Source organism: Corallococcus sp. AB038B, from assembly GCF_003668955.1.
GTDB lineage: Bacteria > Myxococcota > Myxococcia > Myxococcales > Myxococcaceae > Corallococcus > Corallococcus exiguus.
Window position 1 is genome coordinate 67,361 of sequence record NZ_RAWO01000007.1, and the last position, 24,781, is coordinate 92,141.

A 24,781-nucleotide genomic window follows, 5' to 3' on the forward strand; every position below is an offset into this window, starting at 1 on the left:
GGAGTGTCCCCAACCCGGGCGCGGCTCGCAACCTCAGGCCGCTGACGGTGTAGGCCCCAGGCCAGCAGCCTCACCCGCCGGTCGGTGGCGCGCCATCAGCAGCGCACCGAAGGTGAACATGCACAGGGAGATGAACTGGCTGGTGGACACGTTGTACCAGGCCTCCAGGGGCACCGCCCCGGCCAGCCCCTGGGCCCCCAGCGACTCCAGCAGGCCGTGCAGGGTTCCGCGCTCCACGTCGCCCCGGAACAGCTCCACCGTGGTGCGCAGGCAGGCGTAGGCCATCAGCCACAGGGCGAAGATGTGCCCGTGGAAGCGGCGGAAGCGGCGCGCGTACAAGAGCGCCACGAAGAGCACCAGCTGCCCCACCGACTCGAAGAGCTGCGTGGGGTACACCGGCAACGTGGTCCCGTGCTGGGCCACCCAGTCGGAGATGCGCACCGCGCCGGGCGCCGCCTGGTGAAGCACCTGCCCGGTGGCCTCCACCACGAAGCGGTCATCCCCGGCCTGCGAGCCATACGCCAGGCTGGACGCACGCCCCAGCTGGCCGAACAGGTCCTGGGCCAGCCCGGAGCCCGGGAAGGTGACCCCCGTGTGCGAGTGGCTCCCGGCCATGTCGCCCCAGCAGCACCCGGCGGAGAAGCACCCCAGGCGCCCCAGGCACTGCCCCAGCGACACGGTGGGGATGCACACGTCCGCCAGCCGCAGGAAGTCCAGGCCGTGCCTGCGGGCGAAGAGGAACGCCGCCAGCCCCGCGCCCATCAGGCCGCCGTAGAACACCAGCCCGCCGCCCAGGGAGAAGACCTGCGTCCAGTCGCGCGCGTAGTCCTGCCAGTTCACCAGCACGAACAGCACGCGGCTGCCCACGAGCCCGCCCACCAGCACCCAGAACGCCATGTCCAGCACCTGCTCGCGCTTCTGGGGCCCCTCCGTGTCCACCCAGCCCCGGCCCTCCACGAAGCTCACCCGGCGCCACTCGTCCTGCGCCAGCCGGCCCGCCACCGACACCGCGGTGACGAAGCCCGCGGCCAGGAGCACGCCGTAGGTGTGCAGCGGGATGCCCTCGCCCCGACCCCCGGGGAACGCGTCCGCGGGCAGCGCGTACATCAGGCCGAAGTACGCGAGGAAGCCGCCCACCGCCGCGAACGCCACCGCGCGCAGGAGCTTGTCCTGGAGCGACGCGGGGCCCTCCTTGCCCGTCTTCGCGTCCACCGGCCCCAGCGTGCCGCGCCAGCCGTTGACGGCGACGGAGGCCACCACCCCCACCGCGGCGGCGTACAGCAACAGCTGCATCCACAGCGTGGTGAAGGACAGGCGGAACAGGACGGGGAGCATGGGGACCTCTGGCCCGGGAGGCCCGGACGAACGGCGGGGACAACCGGGACGGGCGGGAGGGACATTCCCGGCCCGCCGTCACGTCACTGCGCGGCCTTCGCGGGGGTGGCGGCCTCCGGCTTCTCCTTGCGCACGAAGGCATCCACCACGAGCATGCCCACGCCGATGCAGATGGCCATGTCCGCGACGTTGAACGACGGCCAGGCGGCCTTGTCGTACCAATGGGCCTCCAGGAAATCGATGACGAAGGCCCGCGCCACGCGGTCGATGTAGTTGCCCAGCGCGCCGCCCAGCACCAGCGGCAGGCCCCACAGCGCCCACACCTCCGCGGGGTCCTTGCCGGACAGCTTCCGGAAGTAGAAGACGATGAGCAGCACCGCGCCCAGGCTCACCAGGTGGAAGAGCGGGCCGCGCACGTTCGGGGCCAGGTTCCTGAACATGCCCCACGCCGCGCCCGGGTTCTCCGCGTAGCGCAGCCGGAAGAAGTTCTCCGCCACCTCCACGTGCGTTTTCGGCTGGAAGTGCAGGCCTCGGAAGCCCGGCTCTTCCGCGGGCGAATAGAACTCGCCCAGCCGTTCCGACAGGGTGGTAGCCCCGTCGAAGCGGGTCGTGAGATCGCGCACGACCAGGTACTTCGTCCACTGGTCCAGCACGATGACGCCCAACGTGAGGGCGAGGAGGATGACGTATTTGCGCGGCACGGAGAGGGCTTATATCAGCCCACCCCCGCGCGTCACGGCTGGGGGCTCGTGCCCTGGGGCAGCGGCTGCGCGGTCGCGACTTCCGGCCGGCGCACCGAGTCCAGCAGCATCAGCGCCACGCCCACGCAGATGGCCGCGTCCGCCACGTTGAACGTGGGCCAGCGCATGCCCGGCTGGTTGCGCCAATGCCAGTCGATGAAGTCGATGACGTAGCCCCGGATGAGCCGGTCCACGAAGTTGCCCAGCGCGCCGCCGGTGATGAGAGCCAGCGCCACGCGCACCAGCTTCTGCGACGGCTCCGTCTTCCGGTACAGCGTCAGGATGAACCCCAGCGCCACCAGGCTCACCACGTGGAAGAACGCCTTGCGCGCCGTCTCCGGAAGGTTGGAGAACATGCCCCACGCCGCGCCCGGGTTCTCCACGTAGCGGAAGTGCCAGTAGTCCTCGATGAAGCGGTACGGCCGGGTGTTCTTGCGGAACACGCCCTCCACCGGAGGGTCGTTGTCCAGGTTCTGCTCGCTCAGGAAACCGGACACGCGCGCCATGCCGCTGCGGCCATCCAGCGCTTCCGTCAGCCGGGACACGGCCAGGTACTTGGTCACCTGATCCGCCGCCAGCACGGCGAGGACCACCACGAGGAGAAGACGGAAGGAGGCTTTCATGGGGTACCCGAACCTCTATCGTGCCCCCGGGAGCCCTGACAACCCGGACCCGGGCCGCACGCCGCCGGCCCGCCTGCCCTCTTACTCCCGGAGTCCGCCCGTTTCGGGCATGGTGCGCCCATGGCGCCTGTTGAGCCCGACGTGAAACCTTCCACTCCCGACATTGCCCCACCCGAAACCACCACGCCGCCGGCGAAGCCGACGTTGATGGCTCGCTTCAAGGCGTTGCTCCTGGAGTACGGCCCGGTGGCCTTTGGCCTGTACTGGCTGAGCTTCTTCCTGTCGCTGGCGGGCTTCTGGGCGGCCATCCGCGCCGGCTTCCAGCCGGAGGGCACGGGGGCGCAGGCGGGTGCGTGGGGCGCGGCGTACGTGGCCACGCAGGTCATCAAGCCGCTGCGCCTGGGCGCGGTGTTCGTGCTGACGCCGCTGGTGGCCCGCATCCCGCCGGTGGCGCGCTTCCTGGAGCGCAACCGGCACAAGTGGAGCAACCTGCTCTGAAACGGCACGGGCCGGGCACCGGGGAGCTCCCGATGACCGGCCCGAGTTGCCTGCGGGGTGCCCGTTAGAAGTTGGGCGTGCGGAACGTCTTGATGACACCCATGTGCTGCATGCTGGACGCGCCGCTGTCGGAGTTCAGCGCCGGGTAGATCTCCGAGATGGGCGTGTACACGCGGCTGTCGAGCACCAGTCCGTTGTTGAAGGTGCTGGCCCCGATGACGGTGGGCACCTGGTACTGCCGCAGGTCGGAGTCCACGATGACATGGTCGTAGGGCTTGCTGCGGCCGGCGTTGGTGCCCTCCTTGCCGTTCTTGTCCGCGGGGTGCGGGCCCGCGATGTCGACCACCTGCTTGAAGGTGGTGAGGCACGCCTCGGAGCGGGAGTCGGTGTTGAAGTCACCGCCGATGGCCAGGTAGTCGCCCTCGGGGATGTTCGCCCGGATGTAGCCCACGAGCTGGGTGGCTTCCGCGTTGCGGTTGCTGGAGCTGGTGGTGAGCAGGTGGACGCTGATGGCCCAGAGGTCGCGAGGCCCGGGGATGTCGATGCGGGCCCAGGCGAAGTCGCGGTTGGAGACCTTGGCATCCTTCCACTCGCCCGACTCGATGATGGGGTAGCGGCTGATGATGCCGTTGGGGATCTGCGCGCCGGTCTCGCGGTAGTAGTAGAAGCCCGCGCCGATCATATCGACCATGGAGCGCATGTCCGAGGCGGAGTCCGACTTGTAGTTGAACTCCTGGATCATCACGACGTCGGGCTTCACGCCCTGCATCAGCCGGATGCCGTGGCCCGGGTCGTAGTCCTGGCCGTTACCGCTGGAGAGATTGGCGGCCATCAGGCGGATCTGCGTGTAGCCACCGTCGGTATCCGTCTCGCCAATCGGGCCCGCGTCCGCGGAGCCACCGTCGGTCGTGGTGCCCGCGTCCTCGGTGGTGCCCGCGTCGACCGTGGTGCCCGCATCGACCGTGGTGCCCGCATCGACCGTGGTGCCCGCATCCTCGGTGGTGCCCGCATCGACCGTGGTGCCCGCGTCCACCTCGACCTCGGTGCCGGCATCATTGGTGCCTGAATCCACATCGGATCCGGCGTCCTCGGTGGTGCCCGCATCGTCCGTGGACTGACCCGCGTCGGATCCGGCATCGACGGTGGTGCCCGCGTCGGTGCGGGTCCCGGCATCGACGGAGGTCCCCGAGTCCGGAGGCGCGGTGGGCTCTTCACCCTCGCCGCAAGCGAGGGCCAAGAAGCCCATCGCCAGGAGGGGGCGGAGATACGGGGGGAGCTTCATTGCCATGCAGGGCCTGGATCCTTGCTTCCGAGGGTGTCGAGGGGGTGACCCATCGGCTTCGGCGCGCCGACTGGCGCGTGAGTATAGAAGTTTGCAAGAAGGCTGTCCTCTGACCGCCCGTGAGGATTGCGTCACTGCCTTTCAAGAATCCGAGATTTTCGTCGCTCCGCAGCTGGGGAAGGCGGGGATTCAAAGAAAGGCATCACGGGCATTGGCTACGACGCAGCAGGACGTGAGGAGTCCAGGATGTCATCAAGGCAGCTCACGGTGCGGATCCACGGCGCACTGAACGACTTCGTCGCACCGGAGCGCCGGGGGCAGGCGTTCACGCACGTGCTGCAAGGCAGCCCGTCCGTGAAGGACCTCATCGAGTCGCTGGGTCCACCGCACCCGGAGGTGGACGTGGTGTTGGTGGATGGAGCGCCGGTGGACTTCGCGCACCGCGCGGAGGAGGGCACGAGCCTCGACGTGTATCCGGCGTCGGATCCATCGGTGCCGCGGGTGGAGCGCGTGGGTCCGCCCATTCCGGAGATGCCGCGCTTCATCCTGGACGTGGGGTTGGGGAGGCTGTCGGGCTTCCTGCGGATGCTCGGCTTCGACACGCTCTGGCGCAACGACTACGCGGACGACCAGCTCGCGCGCCTGTCCCACGACGAATCGCGAGTCCTCCTCACGAGGGACCTGGGCGTGCTGAAGCGCTCGGAGGTCGTGCTCGGCTACTTCCCGCGAGAAACGGATCCAGCGCACCAGCTGGTGGAGGTGGTGCGGAGGTACGGCCTGACGTCACGCATGAGGCCCTTCTCCCGCTGCATCGCGTGCAACGCGCCGCTGTCCACCGCGACCCCGGAAGAAGTGCAGGGCCGCGTCCCGGAAGGCGTGGCCCAACGCCACAGCCACTTTCAACAGTGCCCCGGCTGCCAGCGCGTCTTCTGGCCCGGCACGCACCACGAACGCATGCAGAACCTGGTGGAGACGCTGCGCAAGCTGGAACAGTCCAGCTGAAAAGCAGACGTCTGGAAATAATTTAAAGGCAAAGCTCAGGGATTGGGCGGGGGAGCGTCTGAAGGCCTGCAACTCCAGACACCCTCACCCAGGCAGACACTCCCAGCATGACAGCCCAGCTTCGCCGAATCCTCATCATTGGCCTTGCATTCCTCGCGGGATGCACCGCGCAGGACGCGCCGCCTGAAGAGGTGGCCCCTGCACCGCAATCGATTCTCCAGCGCCTGGACACGCCCGCGAGCCGGGTCCTGGCCGTTCCCAAATGGGTGGGCGTACTGAAGGCCCGAAGCAGGACGAGTGGCCAGTGGACGACGCCCTACACCTCTCACCAGTGGAAGGACGACCTGACGTACCTCGCGCCCATCGAAATATCCATGTTGGAGGGGTCGAACTTCGGGTTAAGCACCATCAAGCGAGGCTTCTACAACTTCAGCCGGACCGGGCAGGACATATTCCAGGGGCAGACGATCTCGACCCAAGTGGCCCGGTGTTCGGACAGCGCTCTCGCCAGAACGGCTTTTATAGAGTTCCCCACGGACAGCTCCTACAAGATGCAGTTGACGCCGTTTACCGGCCTTCCGTGCAAGGGAACGGTGACGCAATATGGGACCACGACCGACACCGAGTTCACGTGGTACACGCTGAGCCCCATCCAGTTCGGCAGCCACTTCGTCTTCGACCTTCCCGCGGTCGACGCCCCCCTGCGCATCCACGGGACGAAGCACCTCATCACCAGCGACTCCACCGTCCTGGCAAACATCCCGAATCCCATCCCCTACGGCATGACCCCCGTGGAATGGGACATCGAGTGGGACCTCCGGCCTGAGAGTGATGACCTGGACCTCGTCTTGAGCGCGGAGAACTACAATGACTGGCTGCCGCTTGCCAAGCTCGAACCCGTTATCGGTTCGTCCCTGACGGCAGGTTCTCTGGAGCCCGGCTCAACCCTGGTTGTAAAGGCTGAGGCAGTTCCCAAACCTGACTCCTCGTCGACGCCCAAACTGAAGAAGATCACGTTCTATCTCAAGTCTTCCAATGTCCCGGGCATTGCAATGAACACGCCCTACGAGAACACGCCTCCTTTCGGAGACGTCAACCGGGACCTGCAGTTTGAGCAGGACAAGAACGCCCTTCATGGGTTGGACTTCATTGATATCGCGACGGTACAGACCCCCGAAGGTGAGTACACGGAAGCCGAGGCTGTTGTTTCTTCCTTCGACTTTGGCGGATATGGAGAAATCGTCGCCTGGGGCGAAACCGAAGACGGTGAGTCCGTCTTGTCAATGCTTGAGAATCCAGGCAGTACGCCTGGAGTTCCCCTTCCCCCCATTGAGGGGCCGCTCCTCCTGCCCAAACGTGCGTCGGACTCCTTCATCGCGGACAAGTGGAAGGCTGATACGAACAGCCTGTCGAAAGCGGATCTAGACGACAGTGATGTACTGGGTGAGGGACGAGGAGATCCCGGCTGTCCCGGAGACGGACTGACCCTCTATGAGGAGTACAGAGGCTTCATCCTGAACAATGAGCACGTCCGAACCAAGCCAACTGACGTTGATTACTTCCTCAACAATAAAATAGGCGGCGCCGCCAGTGGAGGCATCAACCTCTTCAGCAGCCTCACTGGAATCAAGGTGCATTTCGTGAGCGAAGATGACTTCGAGACATCAACTCGCATCATCAATTCTGCTTACAACAAGGCAACCCACCAGAACGACCAGCATCTCGTCATTCTTCGTGAGCAGACAGGCGTCAATGGGACATCCAAGGCACATGGAGGCCCCAGCAATCCGCGCAACATCACACACATCGGCATTGCGACCGGCACCCTCAACGACATTCCCGCGGAGGGACGCGCCTCCATCATCGCGCATGAACTGGCGCATTCCGTCAATGTTCCGCATCACGGTGAAGGGGGAATTTTCATTGCGACCATCACGGGCACTGGAACACTCAGAAAAGAGACCCCTATCGACAATACCCTCTCACCGGGAGGCGTTGAAGTCTACCTGGAGCCGCTAACGCGGGCTCAGCCTCCCCGGGAACTGGCTACGGATCCCTACTTCCTCATCGCGGCGCGATGCAACCAGGATGGAACCCAGAGCGTGTTCTCAGGAGCCCATGACTGCATCATGCGTTACCGAGCAGACGTCCTGGTTCATTTGAACCCGGCCAATGAACGATACAAGCGCTACTTCCTAACAGGTCACAATCCGGAGCCCTATGGAAACACGCTCTGCTCAACCCGATACGGTACTGGATTTAACGCGGGCACTAACGGTCGCCATCTTGGCGCAGCTTCCGGTCGTGGAGAATGCATCAAGAAGATTTGCGCCAGCGACAAGTACACCCTTCCGGTTTGGACCGAGCCTCCGTGCACACCCATCCGGACGGTGACGACCTACCCTGATTGAACGAAGTGGTAGGGCCATGCCACCGCGAGTATTCCTCGCGGTGGCGTCTTCTTCGCACCGTCTCAGCTCAATGCCTCACGGCACTTGAGACAGACATCCCCGCCCTGCCCTACCGCTTCCGAGTACACCCAGCAGCGCGGGCACTTGGTGCCCTTCGCCGGAAGCACCTCCGCGGACAGGGACGCGCCGTCACCGAAGGTCTGTGAAACATCCAGTGCCTTCGAGGCCTCGGACGGAGCCTCCGCCAGCTCCACCTGGCTCACGATGAACAGCCCGGGCAGCTCCGCGAGGTGAGCCTCCAGCACCTCCCGCACCGCGCCCGTGGCACTCAGCACCACGCGGGCCTCCAGCGACGCGCCGATGCGCTTGTCCCGCCGCGCCACCTCCAGCACGCCCTGCACCGCGCTGCGCACCGCGAAGAGCTTCGCGTAGCGGGCCTCCAGCGCCGGCGGCATCGTGGCCTTCAGTTCCGCGAAGCCCGCCAGGAACACGCTCTTGGTGCGCTCGCCCGGCAGGTGCTGCCAGGCCTCCTCCGCCGTGAAGCTCATCACCGGCGCCAGGAGCGGCAGCAGCACCGTGAGCACCTCGTGCAGCACGGTCTGCGCACCCCGGCGCGCGGGGCCGTCCTGCTTCGCCGTGTAGAGCCGGTCCTTCAGGATGTCGAAGTACACGGCCGACAAATCATTGGCGCAGAAGTCCACCACCGTCGCGTAGACGAGGTGGAACTCATAATCCTCGTACGCCTGCCGCACCCGCGCGGCCACCTGAGCCAGCCGACCTCGCGCCCACTGGTCCAAGGGCAACAGCTTGTCCCCGGCCACCGCGTCCTTCGCCGGGTCGAAGTCGTGCAGGTTGCCCAGCGCGTACCGCAATGTGTTGCGGATCTTCCGGTAGCCCTCCGACAGACCCTTGAGGATGGCGTCCGACAGGCGCACGTCGTTGCGGTAGTCGCTCGCCGCCACCCACAGGCGCAGCACCTCCGCGCCGTACTGCTGGATGACCTTGTCCGGTGCCACCGTGTTGCCCCGGCTCTTGGACATCTTCTCGCCCTGGCCATCCACCACGAAGCCATGCGTCAGGCACGCCTTGTAGGGCGCCACGTCGCGCGTGCCCACCGACACCAGCAGCGAGGAATGAAACCAGCCCCGGTGCTGATCACTCCCCTCCAGGAACAGGTCCGCCGGCACGCGCTGCCGCTTCGCCAGCACCGCGGACGCCATGCACGCCGAGTCGAACCACACATCCAGGATGTCCGTCTCGCGGTGGAACTCGCCCTTGCCGCAGCGCGGACACGTGAAGTCCTGCCCGAGGAAGTCCTTCACCGGCGTGCGGTACCACACGCCCGCGCCCTCCTTCTCCACCGCCGCCGCCACACGCTCCATCACCTCCGGAGACACCACCGCGTCGTCGCACCCGTCGCAGTACGCGATGGGAATCGGCACGCCCCAGCTGCGCTGCCGGCTGATGCACCAGTCCGGGCGGCCCTCCAGCATGCCCCGAATGCGTGACTGTCCCCATGACGGCACCCACTGCACCTGCTCCACCTGTTCCAGCACCACCTGCCGGAACGTCTGCGTGCCGTGGAACGGCGCATCCATCGGGATGAACCACTGGTAGGTCGCCGCCTGGATGACCGGCTGGTGGCAGCGCCAGCAGTGCGGATAGCTGTGCGTGACGGTGTCCGACCTGTCATTGAGCAGCGCGCCCCGCTGCACCAGCAGGTCCAACACCACCGGGTTCGCTTCGAACACGCGCCGGCCCGCGAGCACCTCGCCCACCGTGTCGTCGTAGCGGCCGTCCGCACGCACCGGGTTGTAGATGTCCAGGCCGTACTTCAGGCCGACCTCGTAGTCCTCCTGGCCATGTCCCGGCGCCGTGTGCACCAGCCCCGTGCCCGCGTCCAACGTGACGTGCTCGCCCAGCACCACGCGCCCCTGCCGCTCCAGGAACGGGTGCTGATACGTCACGTGCTCCAGGTCCTCGCCCGTCGCGTACGCGAGGATGCGGGATGGATCCACCAGCGCCGGAGACGACACCTCGCCCGTGGGCAGCTGCACGTGCTTCACGGCCAGCTCGTCCGACTTCACCTCCGCCAGCACCTTCGCCAGCAGGTCCTTCGCCACGCAGAGGACGCGGTCCTCCAGCCGGTAGAAGACGTATTCGAACTCGGCGTTCACCGCGATGGCCAGGTTGGCTGGCAGCGTCCAGGGCGTGGTGGTCCAGATGACGAAGGACACACGCTGCCCCTTCAGCTGCGGCAGCTTCTCCACCAGCGCCGGCCCCGCATCGAAGGCCACGTACGCGGACGGCGAGGTGTGCTCCGCGTACTCCACCTCTGCCTCCGCGAGCGCGGTCTGGTCCTGGAGGCACCACGCCACGGGCTTCTTGCGCCGGTACAACATGCCCCGGCGCGCGAACGCGGCCAGCTCGCGGACCTCCTGCGCCTCGTAGCTGAAGTCGAGCGTCCGATAGGGCGCGTCCCACGTCCCGAAGACGCCCAGCCGCTGGAACTCCACGCGCTGGATGTCCACGAACTCCAGCGCGTACTCGCGGCAGCGCTCCAGCAGCGCGTCGCGTGACAGCGTGCGCTTGTCCAGCTTCTGTTCCTTGAGGCGCTTCTCCACCGCCTGCTCGATGGGCAGACCGTGGGTGTCCCAGCCGGGGATGAAGTCACATGGGCGTCCGGAGAGGTTCCGGAACTTCACCACGATGTCCTTCAGCACCTTGTTGAGCGCATGCCCGGCATGCAGGTGGCCGTTGGCGTACGGCGGCCCGTCCGCCAGCACGAAGGGCTCACGGCCCGCGTTCTTCGCGAGCAACTGTGTCCACACGTCCTGCTCCCGCCACCAGGCAAGCAGGCGCGGTTCGAGCTGGCCCAGGTTCCCCTTCATGGGGAACTCCGTGCGCGGCAGGTGGACGGTGGCGTCGAGGTCCTTGCGGGAGGGGGCGTCGCTCATGGCTTGAGCGCCCGTAACACCCTCCCGCCGGTCCTTCAATCACACCCGCGGACTCACTCGTCGTGGTGGTCGTCGCCGTGTTCGTGCGTGTGCGGCTGGGGCGTGTTCTTGCCCTTGCCCTTGGGACACTTCTTGGCGCACTTCGCCTTCGCGGCCTGGAACGCCTTGGTGCACTTGTCCGTGCAGTTCCTGTCCTTGGCGGAGCACTTCTTCACACAGGCCTGCATCGTGGGGCCGGCGTTGATGGAGCACTTCTCGTCGCACGTCTGCGCGAGCGCCTGGGGCGCCACCAGCACCGCGCCCAACGCCATCAGTCCCAGCCAGCCCCGCACCGCGATACGCGTCATCATGTCGCTCTCGTCTTCCCTTGCCCGATGGCGTCACTCGCCCGGGCGAATGTCATCGTCCGCCGCCACGGCCCGGCGCACCAGCCGCACCGCCACCGGACCTTCCTTGGTGACGCCCAGGGTGAGCGAGACCTCCTCCGTGGAGGACTTGAACACGCGGGGCTGGATCTCCTTGAACCCCGCCTTGATGAGCACCTCGCGGTAGAAGGCCTCCACGTCCGCGGTCGTCTTGCCCGGCACCGAGTAGCTCACCGTGTGCGAGCCCTCCGTCTGCGCCGTCAGCACCCCGGAGCCGCCGGGGAAGACGGGCAGCCCGGCGGGCTGCGGGGCCTTCGCCGCGCCCAGGTTCGCCTGCCCCAGGAACACTGTAGTGGTGCCGTCCGGGTTCACCTGGAGGATGGCCGTGTAGGAGATGAAGTTGCGCGTGTCGAGGCCCGTCACCATCGGTTCGCGCAAGAGCTGCGGCTGCTTGTATGCCTCCTGCACCGAGAAGCCCCAGGACTGGAAGCGGTCCACCACACTCTGGAGGATGACCTGCGCCTTCTCCTTGCTGCGCACCGCGAGCAGCTTCACCGGCACGCCATTGGCGTCCACCTGCCCCGGCACGTCCACGACGCTGACGGTCTTCGGGATGTCCCAGGTGAAGTTGGCCCGTTGTGCCCACGCGGGGACGGCCCCCGCCAGCGCCAGCAACAGGGCCCAGCGCCCGATTCCACGCTTCATCTCCGGTCCCTTCCTACTGGCGGTGCGACCGCGCGGCCTTGACGGACTTGCCCGACTTCGGACCCGTGTCGCCCTCCGGCTTGGGGCAGCGGGACTTGCACTGGTTGAACTGGGCCTGGAACTTCTGCGCGCAGCGCGCGGAGCAAGTGCGGCTGCTGTCCTTCGCAGACCCCGGGCTGCTCGGCGCCGGACAGGCGGTGATGCAGGCGTTGAGCGTGTCCCCGTTCTTCGTCGCGCAGTCGGTGTTGCATGAGTTGCTGTCCGCGCGCGCGGGAGACGCCGTCAGACACACACCCAGCACGAACGCCAGCACTCCACCCGACAGCAGGCTTCGCATCTTCATCTTCAGCAATCCTTTCCAAGGAAGCAGCCGTTACGGTCCAGATAGCCCAGACCGTAATGGGGCGTGGTGATGCCAATCAGCGCGCCGGGCGACGTATTCCAAATATTGCCCAGTGGCGTCAGCTTGATCCAGGCCTGCATGAATTGGCTCTCCTCACCCGCCGCGCTCATCCAGAAGGTGTTCTCCCGCTGCATCAAGACCAGGGGCGGCAGCGGATTCAAGAAGAGGGCATCCATGGCCAGGAAGCTGGCGTAGGTCGGGATGGGCAGCGTGGTGGGCTCGTAGACGCCCTTCGTGGCCGCGTAGAACGGCCCGTTGGTGCACGGCAGCGCCAGGTCCTGGAACAGCAAGCAGGTAGAGGATTCGAGCTCGTTCGACAGGCCCCAGTCATCCACGAGCATGGAGAAGCTGCCCCGGCAGGTACCGCCCACCGCGCGGCCAATGCCACACACCTGGATGTTGGCGTTGGCCGCTTCCTGGTGCTGCTCGTTGTACAGGCCCGTCTCCGAGGACTGGTCCAGGAACCGGGTGGGGATGTTCCAGGAGCTCAGGTTCGCCTGGGACGTGCACGCCGTGCCGCCCTCGTCGCGGTAGATCAGCCGGGTCAGCACGGGGCCGTCCCAGTCCAGGCCCCCGTTCCGGCGGCAGTTCACGCGCAGGCCCGAGCCCTGCGTGAACACCTGCGTGATGGTGTCGCCGTGGTTGACGGACGACAGGCCGTTGAAGTCCGCGTAGCGCGCCTGCGCGTCCTCGCCCGCGCGCCGCATGGAGTCATGCGCGGAGCCGTAATCCGCGGGGATGTCGTGCATCTCCCCGTGCGTACCGTTCCACAGTGCTGACACGGCGGCCTCCTGCACCTTCAGCGACAGGAAGCCCACCTCCGCGAAGTGGATGCCGAACACCAGGATGGTGATGAACAGCGTGACGCCGAGGGCCGCCTCGACGATGGACTGGCCCCGCGCCTGCCGGCGGTGACGACGAAGCTGGCGGTGCATCACTGGAACCCCCTGAAGCCCACGCGCCGCAACTCCTGGATGGTGGCGGCGGAGGAAGGAGAGCTGGAACCCAACGCGTCGATGGCGTCCTGAAGACCCGACTCGTCCGTGTCCACCGGCACCAGCGTGGCGCGCCAGTAGGGGTTGAGCAGGTTGGGCGGCTCACTCCAGTGGGAGACGCCCAGGCTGCGGCCACGGTGGTAGTACGCGATGCCCGTGGACAACGCCGTCTGGACGCCCAGCGGCGTGACGCCGTCCGCCATGGTGACGCTGGTGTTGTCGAACTTGCCCGCGTTCGGGTTCGGATTGGCCGCCTTGAAGCGGAAGCGGAACGCCAGGTTCCACGGGTCCTGATCCATCGCGGACATGGTGCTGCGGTCGCGCTGGATGACCGCGAAGTTCTTCGGCTGCCCGAAGTTGTTGTCCGCGCCGTTGGGCCACAGCTCCGTCAGGTTGTAGTCCAGGAACGGCGGCCAGATTCCCGGGCAGCTGGACGGGCCGCCCAGACACGGCGCCAGCATGTGCCGCGCGAAGGGCGCGGGGTCCGTGCCGCCAAACCACATATGCGTGGGCGTGGGCATGACGCCACCGGAGGCCGCGAACAGGGCAAGGGTCGGGACCGTACCGCCCACCATCACCGGGCACGGCGGTCCACCGCCATGCGCGATGTGGTTGTAGATGAAGGCCACGACGCCCTCGTCTTCGGCCGTGACGGCGGGAGCGTAGGGGGGGAAGAGCCCGTACTGGAGGATCGGCTTGCCGAAGTGGGACGTGCCCGCGGCGAGCGGGAGCGAGACGATGTCCGGCGGCAGGATGACGAAGGCCAGGTTCGCCTCGTGCGCGACGTACTGCTCGATGGTCCGCGACGTGACGAAGGTGAAGCCACGGCTTCCCATGGCCGCGTCCACGCTGTGGGCCACCGTCAGCGGCAGCGGATCACAGACCGCGCCGCCACCCAGGCACGCCGTGTTGTCCGCCAGCTCCTTCTTGGAGATGTTGCCCGCGGACGGCGCCAGCCACCCCGCGTCGTGAGGGTTCCTCCCCGCCACCAGGTCTCCCAGGATGTCGTTGGCGAAGCCCTGATCGTTCACCTTGTCCTTGAGGCTCCTGAAGTCCGCATACGAGGAGGCGTACAGCGCGCCCGCCGCCACCTGGTGCAGGCGCATCTGCAGGCCCACCATCGGGTCCAGGGCCTGGAAGACGGCCTCCACACGCAGGTCCTCGCGCTGGAGCATGGTCATCAGCCGGCCCAGGTCCGTCACCCCACGGATGCCGCACTGGCACATGCGGGCGCAGAAGCCGTTGGACCAGGCGCAGGGGCAGCCCGCGGTGGCGAACGCCTGGTAGACGGGCACCCACGCCGCGTAACCGAACTTCGCCGCGTTCAGCTCGCCGCGGTAGAGGCTCGCCCAGTTCAAGAGGCTGGCCGCGCCGGCGTTCGCCACCATGTGGGCGATTTCGGCGCGGTTGCTGACGGCGATGGTGTTGAACGTGCGCGCCGTGGCCACCGCGTTGGAGTACGCGGCCGCGTCCGCCACCGTCTGCACCTCGATGCGCTCGCGCACCTTCATGGTGAACGACAGCGTGAGGGCCACCATCAGCATCAGCAGCAACATGCTGAGGACGAACAGCACCAGGGTCTGACCGCGCTGGGGGGAGGAGCGCTTCATCGTTTTCACCGGGGACAGGCCATGGTGGCGAAGAAACGCGACTTCACGGGCGTCATCATTCGCATGGTGAACGTGGTGATGATGGGGAACACGTACTGCCGGTTGAGCACGCGGTCCGCCAGCTCCATGCCCAGCTCGCCGTCCAGCTCGTGCACCGCCGTCACGTCACTGCCGTTCCAGTTGGCGTTGCGCTCGGCGACGATGAGCGGGTTCGCGTCCGTGTAGGGACGCAGGTTGAAGTGCGCCAGGAACATGCGCGACATCACCCAGTTGGCGAACGGGATGCGCAGCGGGTACCAGAACACCAGCTGCACCTCCAACCGCCGCAGGTGCCCCGGCCGGTCGAAGTCGCTGTCCTCCGGGCTGTCCACACCGCCGCCCGCCAGGTCCCGCTGGATCCACACGATGCTGCGGTTGTGCACGCCGTCCAGGCCCGGGCCCGAGTAGCGGTTGTTCATCCGCGCCGCGAACGCCTCCGCCAACAGCCGGGGCGCGTCCGAACCCGCGCCGCGGGCCAGCGGACCGTTGAGCGAACCCGTCCCCTGCCCCATGAACGAGTGGAAGGTCGGAATCAGCGCCAGGATGGCCGCGTGGGTCATCCGCTCGCAGTCCCCGTGCGCCACGCTGCCCGCGCGCGTCGCCCGGAAGGCCGCGTAGTGCGTCATCACCCGCGCCTGCATCATCAGGAACAGCTGCAACGCGCCCAGGATGAGGAACGTCACCAGTGGCAGCGACAGCGCGGCCTCCACCAGGGCCTGGCCGGATTCGCCTGCTTCACGGGGGGATCGTGCGCTCATACGGAGACTCATCCTGCGGGATGGGGGAATCTCGCAGTATCCGTCAAGTGACCGCCGACACACTGCGTCGGGGTCCGAAAGGGGGGCCGGGATTGTCGCAGAGGATGGGCCCAGTGAAAACTTCCTGCGGATTCAACACCCTCAGTGAAACCGTGTGACGACGCTGTTTCAGCGCGGTTTCAGCCCCTTGGCGTCGAGCTGATACTTCTTCACCAGCCGCTCGATGGACTTTCGGTGCAGCCCGCTCTCCCGGGCGGCGCGGGACAGGTTGCCCTCGCAGCGGGTGAGGACGCTGGTGACGTACTCGCGCTCGAAGTTCTCCAGGAGCTGCTCCTTGGCGTCCTTGAAGGCCAGGTGCTCGTTGAAGGGCAGCGGCCCCTCGCGGGCCTGGCCCCGGACGCGCGGGGGCAGGTGGGAGGGGAGGATCTCCTCGCCCTCGTCGGAGAAGGTCAGCACGTGGGAGAGCACGTTCATCAGCTCGCGCACGTTGCCGGGCCAGGCGTAGGCCATGAGCAGCCCCAGGGCCTCCGCGGAGAAGCGCTTGCGGCCGTGGGTGTCCACCACCTCCGGCTCCGCCAGCGCCCGCTTGAGGATGAGCGGGATGTCGTCCCGGCGCTGGCGCAGCGGCGGCAGCTGGATGTGGATGACGGACAGACGGAAGTAGAGGTCCTCGCGGAAGTTGCCCGCGGCGATCTCCTTCACCAGGTCGCGGTGGGTGGCGGCGATGACGCGGCAGTCCACCTCGATGACGTCGTTGCCGCCCACCCGGCGCACCTCGCGGTTCTCCAGCACGCGCAACAGCTTGGGCTGCAGGTCCAGGCGCAGCTCGCCCAGCTCGTCCAGGAAGATGGTGCCCCCTTGCGCGCGCTCGAAGGCGCCGGGGCGGCTGGACGTGGCGCCGGTGAAGGCGCCCTTCTCGTGGCCGAACAGCTCGCTCTCGATGAGGTTGGGCGGGATGGCGCCGCAGTCCAGCACCACCATGGGGCCCTTCTCGCGGCCGGACAACTCATGGATGGCGCTGGAGACCAGCTCCTTCCCGGTGCCCGTCTCGCCCTGGATGATGACGGACACGTCCATGGGCGCGATGCGCTTGATGAGCCCGAACACCTGCCGCATCTTCACGCTCTGGCCCACCATGCCGCACAGCTCGCCCTCGCGGTCGGGCTCCACCGCCACCTCTTCGTCCAGCGGAGCGAAGGTGATGACGGAGGAGCCGGCGCGAATCTGCGAGCCCGGGGACAGGTAGGCGCGTTCGATGCGGCGGCCGTCCAGGAAGGTGCCGTTGGTGGAGTTCAGGTCCACCAGGAGGTGGCCGCGCTCGGTGTATTGCACCTCGAAGTGGTGGCGGCTGGCGGTGCGATCCTCCACCAGCACCAGGTCGTTGCCCGGGTGGGCCCCGCAGCGCAGCCGCTCCTTGTCGCTGACCATGGAGCGCCCGGTGTCCGGTCCCGACGTCACCAGCAACCGGCACTTGTGCATCTTCACGCTGGCGCGCGGATCCACCACCAGTGTCTCCCCCAACAGAGGGGACTGGGAGGACAGCTCGAGGCCGACGTCTCCTGGATTGGTGTGGATGTCGTCGGGATGCGGGTTGGGTGCGGTCATCAGTGAACGCGAGGATAGCAAAGGGTGCCCACGTGCCGTGCCTCCACGCCCGTGCGTGCTAGTGTCCCGCGCCCCGCATGCCCCCCCGAAAAGCCCAGCCGAAGAAGGCGCCGGTTCTGCCTGGCGCACAGGCACCCGAGCGCGGTGACGCACCGCGACCCAAGCGGCCCCGCGTGAAGAAGACCGTGGCCATCCTGTCCCGCAAGCGCTCGCTGTACTCGACGCGTCGGCTGGTGGAGGCCATCAAGGCCCGGGGGCACCGGGCGCTCGTGTTCGACACGCTGCGCTGCTGCCTGCTGCTGGCGCGGGGCCAGCCGCGCATGACCTACCGCGGCGCGGAGGTGAAGGGCGTGGACGTGGTGATTCCGCGCATCGGCGCGTCCATCACCGCGTACGGCCTGGCCGTGGTGAACCACTTCGAGATGATGGACGTGCCGGTGCTCAACCCGCCCACGGCCATCGCGCGCAGCCGCGACAAGCTGCGCGCGCTCCAGTTCCTCGCCCGCGCGGGCCTGGACATGCCTCGCACGGTGATGGCGCACGACCGCGGCAACGTGCGCAAGCTGGTGCAGGAGGTGGGCGGACTGCCCGTCATCATCAAGCTGATCAGGGGCACCCAGGGCGTGGGCGTGATGATCGCCCACACGCTGCCGGAGGTGCAGACCATCCTCGACACCTTCTGGGACCTGGGCCAGGAGATCGTCCTCCAGGAGTTCGTCGCGGAGAGCGAGGGCCGCGACGTGCGCGCGCTGGTGGTGGGCGACACCGTGGTGGGCGCCATGCGCCGCAAGGCGAAGAAGGGCGAGTTCCGCTCCAACATCCACCGCGGCGGCGAGGGCCGCGCCATCACCCTGTCCCCCGACTACATGGAGGCCGCGGTGAAGGCTGCGCGCATCATCGGCCTGGAGGTCGCGGGCGTGGACATGCTGGAGGGCCGCGAAGGCCCGCGCCTGATGGAGATCAACTCCAGCCCCGGCTTCGAGGGCCTGGAGGGCGCCACCGGTCAGGACATCGCGGGCCACATCGTGGAGCACGCGTTGGTGTACGCGGGGACCCGGGGCAGCGCGTTGCGCACACGGGCAGGCCGCGCTTCCTGATCGAGATGTTGTGTTGAAAGCAGGCACGCGAGCAGCGCCGGCGTGCCTGCCCGCCTGCTCAATGGCATGCGTGCGGGACTTCACGGTGCGCACGGTGCCTTGGATGCTCCTCAGGAATACGGGAATGCCTTCGGGCGGGGATTGTCGAGGGGTGTTGGCAGCGGTGGGGATGCGCCTCTAATCTGGCGACCCCCGATGAAAACGCTGCACAAGCCGCTGCAGATCACCGTCTACCAGGATGTGCTTTGCGCCTGGTGCTACCTCGCCGACCAACGGTTGGAGGTGCTTCGCCAGGAGTTTGGCGATGCCGTCCGCTGGAGCGTGCGTCCCTACCCTTTGCGTCTGCACGACGTACTGCCCACGGAGCGCGAAGTGCGCGGGCTGGTGGAAGAGGTGAAGCGCGCTCAGCGCGAACCCGACCCCACGGCCTCGCTGCTCTCCACGGACCTGTGGCTTGGCGGTGATCCGCCGCGCTCCAGCGTGCCGGCGTTGGCGGCGTTGGAAGCCGCGCGGTTGCAGGGACCGCAGGCGCGGGCCTTCCTCGCCCGGTCCATGCAGCGCGCCGCGCTGGAGCAGGGCGTCAACGTGTCGCGCTCGGATGTGGTGTTCGAGCTGGCGTCGCGCGTGGGCCTGTCCATGAACCAGTTCTCCGCGGCCTTCCGTTCGGAAGAGACGCGCCGGCTCATCTACGACGAGCACCGGCTGGCCGGCAGCCGCGGCGTGCGCGGCGTGCCCTCGCTGGTGATTGGCGGCCGGTGGATGCTGTGCGGCCTGCGCGAGCTGTCTGAGTACCGCGAGCACATCCTCGCGTGCCTGGGCAAGGTCGTCACACCGCGCTCGGGTTACTCCGAGCGGCTGGTGCACTGAGGTCGCCCGCGCGCCTTCGCCCTGTTCGCGAAGGCGCGCCTCCTTGCTTCCCGCGGCTTTTCAGCCCGGGAAGGACTCCGCGGCGTCCTCGCGCGGGGAGCGCATGGACAGGAACATCCCCGCGATGAGCAACTGGGCCAGCGCCATGCCGGGGATGAAGCCCACGCAGCACACGAAGAACCCCGCCACCATGACGGCGCCCCCCGCGAGCCCCACGCCCAGGATGCTCAGGCGCTGACCGCGCGCGGCCTCCCAGCTGCGGCGCAGCACCTCCACGGGCGAGGGCGGCACCTCTTCGTACGCGAGCTCCGGCTGGACCAGGTACAGCGGCAGCACCAGGTACGCGATGGGCCCCAGCAGCACCAGGAAACCCAGCCCCATCACTCCAATCATGGGTGCCAGCGCGCTCCAGACCTGATCCGATGAAGAGTTCAGGTCCACGCCGCTCAGGATGCCCGTGCCCACGAGCGCGAGGATGACCAGGACGCTCAGCAGGGCCAGCGGCACCATCACGATGGCGAAGACGAGGAGCATCGTCAGCGTGTAGGGCACCGCCTTGTGCATCTGGCTGAAGAGGCGCGCCACGTCCGCGCGGCCTCCGTGCAGCACGTCGAAGCACACGCGCAGGAGGCCCAGCTGCACCAGGCCCTGCACCAGCTGCTGCGCCACGAGCCCCACCACGCTCAGCACCACGGCGACGACGACACTGTCCACCGCCGCGCCAATGCCCGTGGCCACGTTGACGAGCAGGTTCGCGCCCAGGGACACGCCCAGGGTGATCAACACCGCGAGCGACAACATGCCCCACTCGCGCTGGAACGCCGCCCAGCACACGTCCCACAGCTTGCTGAAGTTCCAGTTCTCCCGCTGGAGCGGGAACGTGGCGCCGGAGCGCTCCCGGCACGTGGGGCAGCGCGGCGACGCGCCGTTCTGGCTGCACGTGTCGCACGTGAAGTTGCCGCAGCGGGCGCAGGTGCCCGTGGCCTCCCGCCCCGGGTGCAGCGCGCAGGACGCCCCCATCGCGCGTCCGAAATCCACATCCGACATCCGTATGCCTCCCAAGGCGCGGCGCCCCCAGGGGCCGCGACCTGGGTGTCATATCAGGCGGGCCCCTTCCCTTCCCGGCGGGCAGGCGTCCCGGGTGAATTTCCGGGGCAGCGGGCCGTCATGGGGGGCAGAGGTTGCGAAGCGGGATGCTTTGAGGGTCCACTTCCGCGACAGGAGACTCTTCATGAACCGCTTGCTCGCCCTGGTCGTCCCCGTGGCCCTGCTGATGGGGACGGGCTGTGTCGTCGAGGCCCACTCGCACCGCCCCGTCGTCCGCCGCGCGGCCTACATCGCCCCCGCCGCCGTGGTGGAGTACCGGTTCGCCGGCGCGCACCCTGTCCCTGACGACTACGGCGGTGGCTGGTGCCCGGAAGACTACGCCCACGTCCACGACTACCAGCCGCCCCAGGCGTCCTACGTCTACACGGACGACGTCTACTACTACCGGGGCCCGACGGTGGTCTGGTACTGGGACTACCACCCCACCCCCAGCGGCGCGTACTGCAACTTCCACGGCCGCCACCAGCACGACTTCTATCCGCAGGGCTCGTGGGGCGCGGGCTACTCCTACGACCGCGGCACCCGGGGCTACCGCTGGAGCAACAGCCACTCGGCCTCCGCGGTCCCTGGCGGCCGCAACAACATCGCCCCCTCGCGGCCCGCGCCCGCTCCGGCCCCCGTCAACCAGGGCCGCAACGCGCCTCCCGGCGGTACGGGCACCGGCGCCCGGCCTCCCAGCGGCTCCAACTGGGGCCGCGGCAACAACGCCGCTCCCTCCAACAACGCTCGGGACAACGACAGGGACAGGGACAACGACCGGGACAACGGCCGCAGCAGCGGCGGCTGGGACACCCCGGCCAGCAAGAGCCGCGACGACGACAAGGACAACAACCGCGGGAGCAGCAACAGCGGGAGCAGCAACAGCGGCAATAGCGGGAGCAGCGGCAGCGGCCGGAGCAGCGGCGGCTGGAGCACCCCGCCCAGTGGCAACAGCGGCGGCAGCAGCGGCAGCAGCGGCGGTGGCCGGAGCAGCGGCGGTAGCAGTGGAAGCAGCAGCGGCAACAGCGGCAGCAGCGGCGGCGGTTGGAACACCGGCAAGAGCTCCGGCTCCTCCGGCAAGAGCGGATCGGGCTGGTAGGCGCTCCGCTTCCTCCTCCCTGGCGTGACCCGCGGCACCGGGCGCGGCCTTCCGTTTCCAGCGGAAGGCAGGCTCCCGGTGCCGACGTGTTTTCAACACCCGAAGGGCCCGGTGTCCGGTGCGTCCTGCCCGCGAGCGCGGCGGTGCGTCGTGAAGGGGACGGACGCCACCCGGGGACGGATTGCGTGCCGCCCCCGCCGTGAAGATGTTGCCGCCCGATGAAACACTACATTCGGGCGGCGGGTGGTGCCGTGCTCGGGCTGTTGGCAATGGCCTGTGGCGACGGCGGCTTCACACCGGACCCCGGCGTGCGGACCGAGGACGCCGAGGCGGTGGATCTGGAAAACCTTCGCATCCTCGTGACAGGCGAGGCACGCGTGTTCCCGGAGGCCGAGGACTCGGCCGCGGCACCGGCGTCGCTCACGGGGATGGCGCTTACCGTGGAGGAGCCGCTGCGCGTGGCCGTCAACGACGCGGCCGCCACCTTCGCCACCGGCGAGGTGTCCGAGGACGGCGCCTTCCGCATCACCGACGTGCCCGTGCGCGACGTGCACCAGGGGCTCGCGGTGGGACTGGTGCACGAAGGCCTCGTGCGCAGCACCACGCTCGTCTACGACACCGCCTTCACCGGCACCCGTCCGCGTACGGACGTCATCGACGCGCATGCGTGGGCCCTACCCATCGCGTTCGTGGATCAGCTGGGCGCCGCAGTGGGTGCGCCGCGCCTCCAGGGCCACACCGGGGACCCGGCGGCCACCCTGGCCTCCGCGGGCTTCGTGCTGGGGCGAGTGGTGGACCTGAACGGTCAGCCCGTGAGCGGCGCGCGCGTGGCGTTGAACCGCGCCGAGCTGGCGGACCGCGTCTACTACCCGTCCGGTGACCTGACGTCCGTGGACACCGCGGGCACCGCCGCCCATGGGCTGTTCCTCTTCGTCCACTCCGGCGCCGGGGCCTCCTCCTTCCAGCTGTCCGTGGAAGGCACCGACACGTACGTGCCGCGCAACGTCGACGTGGGGCCGGGCCTGGGTGTCGTCCTCACCGTGTATCCAGGCCGCTACGCACCCTGACCCAACCCTGGACAGGTCGGACATCCCCGCCTAGGACGGACATCCTCCCAACCCCGGCGTCCCATTGCCGGGGGGAGGCCTGAGGCGAGATGTTGTGGCAGGATGCAGGGCTGGCGTTCCGGGGGGACGCGGATGATGAGCGGCCAATCCATGCCACGAAGCACGGCGTTGGTCCGTGCCCTTGCGCGCAGCTCCGCGGCGGCCTCCTGCCTGGTGGGCCTGCTGGTGCTGGTGGGCTGGGCGTTGGATGTCATGGTCCTCAAGTCCATGGGCGCCGCGCTCCCCGCCATGCGCCCCAGCGCAGCGCTGGGGTTGATGCTGGGTGGGGTCGCGCTGGGCCTGCGGCTGCCGGCCACTCCCCACCGCATCCAACACCGGCTGGGCACCGCGCTCGCCCTGGCCACGGCCCTGCTGGGCGCGGCGAGCCTCGTGGATGGCGTCATCACGGGAGGCAACGGCGGCCTGGACGCGGTGTTCCTGCGCCTCTTTGGCGAAGACGTCAGCGCGTCGCCGGGCAGCATGCCGTCGCCCCTGACGGGGTTGTGCCTGATGCTCCTGGGCCCGGCGCTGGCGCTGGTGGACCGGGGCCACCCGCAGCGGCTGTCGTGGTCGGACGCGCTGGTGGTGCTCGCGCTGATGGCGGCGCTGACGGGGCTCAACGGCTTCTTGCTGGGCCCGCTGGTGACGCCCGTCGCCGCTCCGTTCTTCCAGGAGCGCAGCATGGGTCTGCACACCACCTGCGTGCTGATGCTGCTGGCCATGGGCACGCTGTGCGCGCGGCCGGAGCTGGGGCTGATGGCGCGGCTCACGCGGGACACGCTGGGCGGCTTCGTGGCGCGGCGGCTGGTGCCGGTGATGCTGCTGGGGCCGCCGGTGCTGGGGCTGACGCTGGTGTTGATCCACCTGATAGGCGGGCTCAGCCACGACGCGAAGCTGCCGCTCTTCGCCACGGTGGTGGCCGCCGGCGGCGTCACGCTGGTGCTGCTGGCGGCGCGGGCGCTGGACGTGCTGGACACCGAACGCATGCGGGCCACGGCCGCGCTGGAGGCCTCCGAGGAGCGCTTCCGCACCTTCCTGGACACCGCGCCGGACCCCATGGTGGTGGTGGACGCCACCGGCCGCGTGCGCTTCGCCAACGCGGAAGCCGAGCGCGTTTTCGGTTACCGCCGGGAGGCCCTGCTGGCCCGCGAGGTGGAGCTGCTGGTGCCGGAGGGGCTCCACGGCCCGTCCGCCCCCGGAGAGGGCCCGGAGCGCGCTACGGGAGGGCGGCTGGTGGTCGGGCAGAGGCAGGACGGCACCAGCGTGCCGCTGGAGGTGCGGCTGAGCCCGATGAAGGGCGAGGACGACGCCACGCGCATCGCCATCCTGCGCGACGTCACCGAGCGCCGGGACCTGGAGAAGCTGCGCGAGGAGTACGTGGGGCTCATCTCCCATGACCTGCGCAACCCGCTGAACACCATCAACCTGCGCGCCCACCTGCTCCAGCGCGCGCTGCACGAGCGGAAGCTGGAGCGCGAGGGCATCATGGCCCAGGCCATCATCCACAACGTGGAGTGGATGAGCACGATGATCGAAGAGCTGCTGGAGGGCTCGCGGCTGGAGTCCGGCCGGGTGAACCTGCGCCGCGAGGCGCGCGACCTGGGCCGCTTCCTGGAGGAGGTGTTGGAGCGCGACGTGCCGCCCGACGCGCGCGACCGTTTCCGGCTGCACCGGGTGGATCCGCTGCCGCCGGTGCCCATGGACGCCGCGCGCCTGGAGCGCGTGGTGACCAACCTGCTGACCAACGCGCTCAAGTACAGCCCCAAGGAGACGCCAGTGGACGTGCGGCTCTCCGCCGCGCACGACCAGGCCGTGGTGTCGGTGACCAACCAGGGCGCGGGCCTGTCCCCCCGGGACGCGGCGCGCCTGTTCGACAAGTACTACCGCACGGAGGACGGCCGCTCGGCGGACGGCAAGGGCCTGGGACTGGGGCTCTACATCAGCCGGCTCATCGTGGAGGCCCACGGTGGCCACATCTGGGTGGAGAGCGAGCCGGACCGGGGCGTCACCTTCTTCTTCAGCGTGCCCCTGGAAGCCCCCGCCGCCCCCACTGCGCCCGAACCGCTGCGCCAGCGCGCGGGCTAATACACTGGAATCACTATGGAAATGAGGCTTTTAAAGCCTGCTTTCCTTAGGCCGGATTTTATTTAAGCCAAAGCCGTTTGACTTAAATAGTCCTCGTTCGAATGCTGGCCGAA

21 protein-coding genes are annotated in these 24,781 nt (G+C 68.2%); 8 read left to right on the forward strand and 13 right to left on the reverse strand.

Annotated features, from left to right (window positions below; translation table 11 throughout):
• Positions 1-33 precede the first annotated feature (33 nt).
• The 3 genes from D7Y04_RS25680 to lspA (D7Y04_RS25690) form a co-directional block, all read right to left on the reverse strand.
• On the reverse strand, positions 34-1,335 hold the full coding sequence (locus tag D7Y04_RS25680) for a prolipoprotein diacylglyceryl transferase (protein ID WP_121760983.1): 1,302 nt from the start codon (positions 1,333-1,335) through the stop codon (positions 34-36).
• Between the two features lie 83 nt (positions 1,336-1,418).
• Entirely contained in the window at positions 1,419-2,036 is a 618-nt protein-coding gene (gene lspA, locus D7Y04_RS25685) for a signal peptidase II (protein ID WP_121760984.1), read from the reverse strand.
• 32 nt (positions 2,037-2,068) lie between these two features.
• Positions 2,069-2,698, reverse strand: a complete 630-nt coding sequence (lspA, locus tag D7Y04_RS25690) for a signal peptidase II (RefSeq protein WP_120597877.1) — start codon at positions 2,696-2,698, stop codon at positions 2,069-2,071.
• A 141-nt stretch (positions 2,699-2,839) separates the two neighbouring features.
• Between lspA (D7Y04_RS25690) and D7Y04_RS25695 the strand changes: the two genes are divergently transcribed.
• A complete protein-coding gene (locus D7Y04_RS25695; RefSeq protein WP_233601580.1) occupies positions 2,840-3,196 on the forward strand; it encodes an FAM210 family protein in 357 nt (118 codons plus the stop codon).
• 64 nt (positions 3,197-3,260) lie between these two features.
• On the opposite strand, the gene D7Y04_RS25700 is transcribed toward D7Y04_RS25695, so the two are convergent.
• Positions 3,261-4,484, reverse strand: coding sequence for an endonuclease/exonuclease/phosphatase family protein (locus D7Y04_RS25700; RefSeq protein WP_121760985.1), 1,224 nt, complete (start codon positions 4,482-4,484; stop codon positions 3,261-3,263).
• Between the two features lie 240 nt (positions 4,485-4,724).
• Here D7Y04_RS25700 and D7Y04_RS25705 point away from each other — a divergent pair, with 240 nt between their 5' ends.
• Positions 4,725-5,480 (forward strand): Mut7-C RNAse domain-containing protein, encoded by a 756-nt coding sequence (locus tag D7Y04_RS25705; RefSeq protein ID WP_121760986.1) that lies wholly within the window; start codon positions 4,725-4,727, stop codon positions 5,478-5,480.
• Between the two features lie 107 nt (positions 5,481-5,587).
• Entirely contained in the window at positions 5,588-7,891 is a 2,304-nt protein-coding gene (locus tag D7Y04_RS25710; RefSeq protein WP_120597881.1) for a hypothetical protein, read from the forward strand.
• A 62-nt stretch (positions 7,892-7,953) separates the two neighbouring features.
• Here D7Y04_RS25710 and ileS read toward each other — a convergent pair whose 3' ends face one another.
• The 8 genes from ileS to D7Y04_RS25750 form a co-directional block, all read right to left on the reverse strand.
• Positions 7,954-10,848, reverse strand: coding sequence for an isoleucine--tRNA ligase (ileS, locus tag D7Y04_RS25715; RefSeq protein ID WP_120597882.1), 2,895 nt, complete (start codon positions 10,846-10,848; stop codon positions 7,954-7,956).
• Between the two features lie 53 nt (positions 10,849-10,901).
• The gene (locus D7Y04_RS25720; protein ID WP_120575555.1) at positions 10,902-11,198 is read right to left on the reverse strand and encodes a hypothetical protein; all 297 of its coding nucleotides are present in this window, start codon (positions 11,196-11,198) and stop codon (positions 10,902-10,904) included.
• Between the two features lie 30 nt (positions 11,199-11,228).
• Entirely contained in the window at positions 11,229-11,918 is a 690-nt protein-coding gene (locus D7Y04_RS25725) for a hypothetical protein (protein ID WP_120597883.1), read from the reverse strand.
• Positions 11,919-11,931: 13 nt separating this feature from the next.
• Complete coding sequence (locus D7Y04_RS25730) at positions 11,932-12,261, reverse strand: hypothetical protein (protein ID WP_120597884.1); 330 nt, start codon at positions 12,259-12,261, stop codon at positions 11,932-11,934.
• 2 nt (positions 12,262-12,263) lie between these two features.
• Positions 12,264-13,256 carry a pilus assembly protein gene (locus tag D7Y04_RS25735; RefSeq protein ID WP_120597885.1) on the reverse strand — a complete coding sequence of 331 codons (993 nt, stop codon included), beginning with the start codon at positions 13,254-13,256 and terminating at the stop codon, positions 12,264-12,266.
• Positions 13,256-14,926, reverse strand: a complete 1,671-nt coding sequence (locus D7Y04_RS25740) for a pilus assembly protein TadG-related protein (RefSeq protein WP_120597886.1) — start codon at positions 14,924-14,926, stop codon at positions 13,256-13,258. The genes D7Y04_RS25735 and D7Y04_RS25740 overlap by 1 nt, the downstream gene beginning before the upstream one ends.
• Before the next feature lie 5 nt (positions 14,927-14,931).
• Entirely contained in the window at positions 14,932-15,723 is a 792-nt protein-coding gene (locus tag D7Y04_RS25745) for a TadE/TadG family type IV pilus assembly protein (protein ID WP_120597887.1), read from the reverse strand.
• A 168-nt stretch (positions 15,724-15,891) separates the two neighbouring features.
• Complete coding sequence (locus D7Y04_RS25750) at positions 15,892-17,328, reverse strand: sigma 54-interacting transcriptional regulator (protein WP_171807157.1); 1,437 nt, start codon at positions 17,326-17,328, stop codon at positions 15,892-15,894.
• Positions 17,329-17,405: 77 nt separating this feature from the next.
• On the opposite strand from D7Y04_RS25750, the gene D7Y04_RS25755 reads away from it, so the two are divergent.
• On the forward strand, positions 17,406-18,425 hold the full coding sequence (locus D7Y04_RS25755) for a RimK family alpha-L-glutamate ligase (protein ID WP_120597888.1): 1,020 nt from the start codon (positions 17,406-17,408) through the stop codon (positions 18,423-18,425).
• Positions 18,426-18,620: 195 nt separating this feature from the next.
• Positions 18,621-19,292 (forward strand): DsbA family protein, encoded by a 672-nt coding sequence (locus D7Y04_RS25760; protein ID WP_120575548.1) that lies wholly within the window; start codon positions 18,621-18,623, stop codon positions 19,290-19,292.
• A gap of 60 nt (positions 19,293-19,352) precedes the next feature.
• Here the strand turns inward: D7Y04_RS25760 and D7Y04_RS25765 are convergent, their stop codons facing one another.
• Complete coding sequence (locus tag D7Y04_RS25765; protein WP_121760987.1) at positions 19,353-20,339, reverse strand: hypothetical protein; 987 nt, start codon at positions 20,337-20,339, stop codon at positions 19,353-19,355.
• Between the two features lie 184 nt (positions 20,340-20,523).
• Here D7Y04_RS25765 and D7Y04_RS44565 point away from each other — a divergent pair, with 184 nt between their 5' ends.
• From D7Y04_RS44565 to D7Y04_RS25780, 3 genes are all read left to right on the forward strand, one after another.
• On the forward strand, positions 20,524-21,477 hold the full coding sequence (locus tag D7Y04_RS44565) for a hypothetical protein (RefSeq protein ID WP_158627588.1): 954 nt from the start codon (positions 20,524-20,526) through the stop codon (positions 21,475-21,477).
• Positions 21,478-21,695: 218 nt separating this feature from the next.
• A complete protein-coding gene (locus tag D7Y04_RS25775) occupies positions 21,696-22,544 on the forward strand; it encodes a carboxypeptidase-like regulatory domain-containing protein (RefSeq protein WP_121760988.1) in 849 nt (282 codons plus the stop codon).
• A gap of 150 nt (positions 22,545-22,694) precedes the next feature.
• Complete coding sequence (locus D7Y04_RS25780) at positions 22,695-24,668, forward strand: cell wall metabolism sensor histidine kinase WalK (protein ID WP_147477194.1); 1,974 nt, start codon at positions 22,695-22,697, stop codon at positions 24,666-24,668.
• The last annotated feature ends 113 nt before the right edge of the window (positions 24,669-24,781 follow it).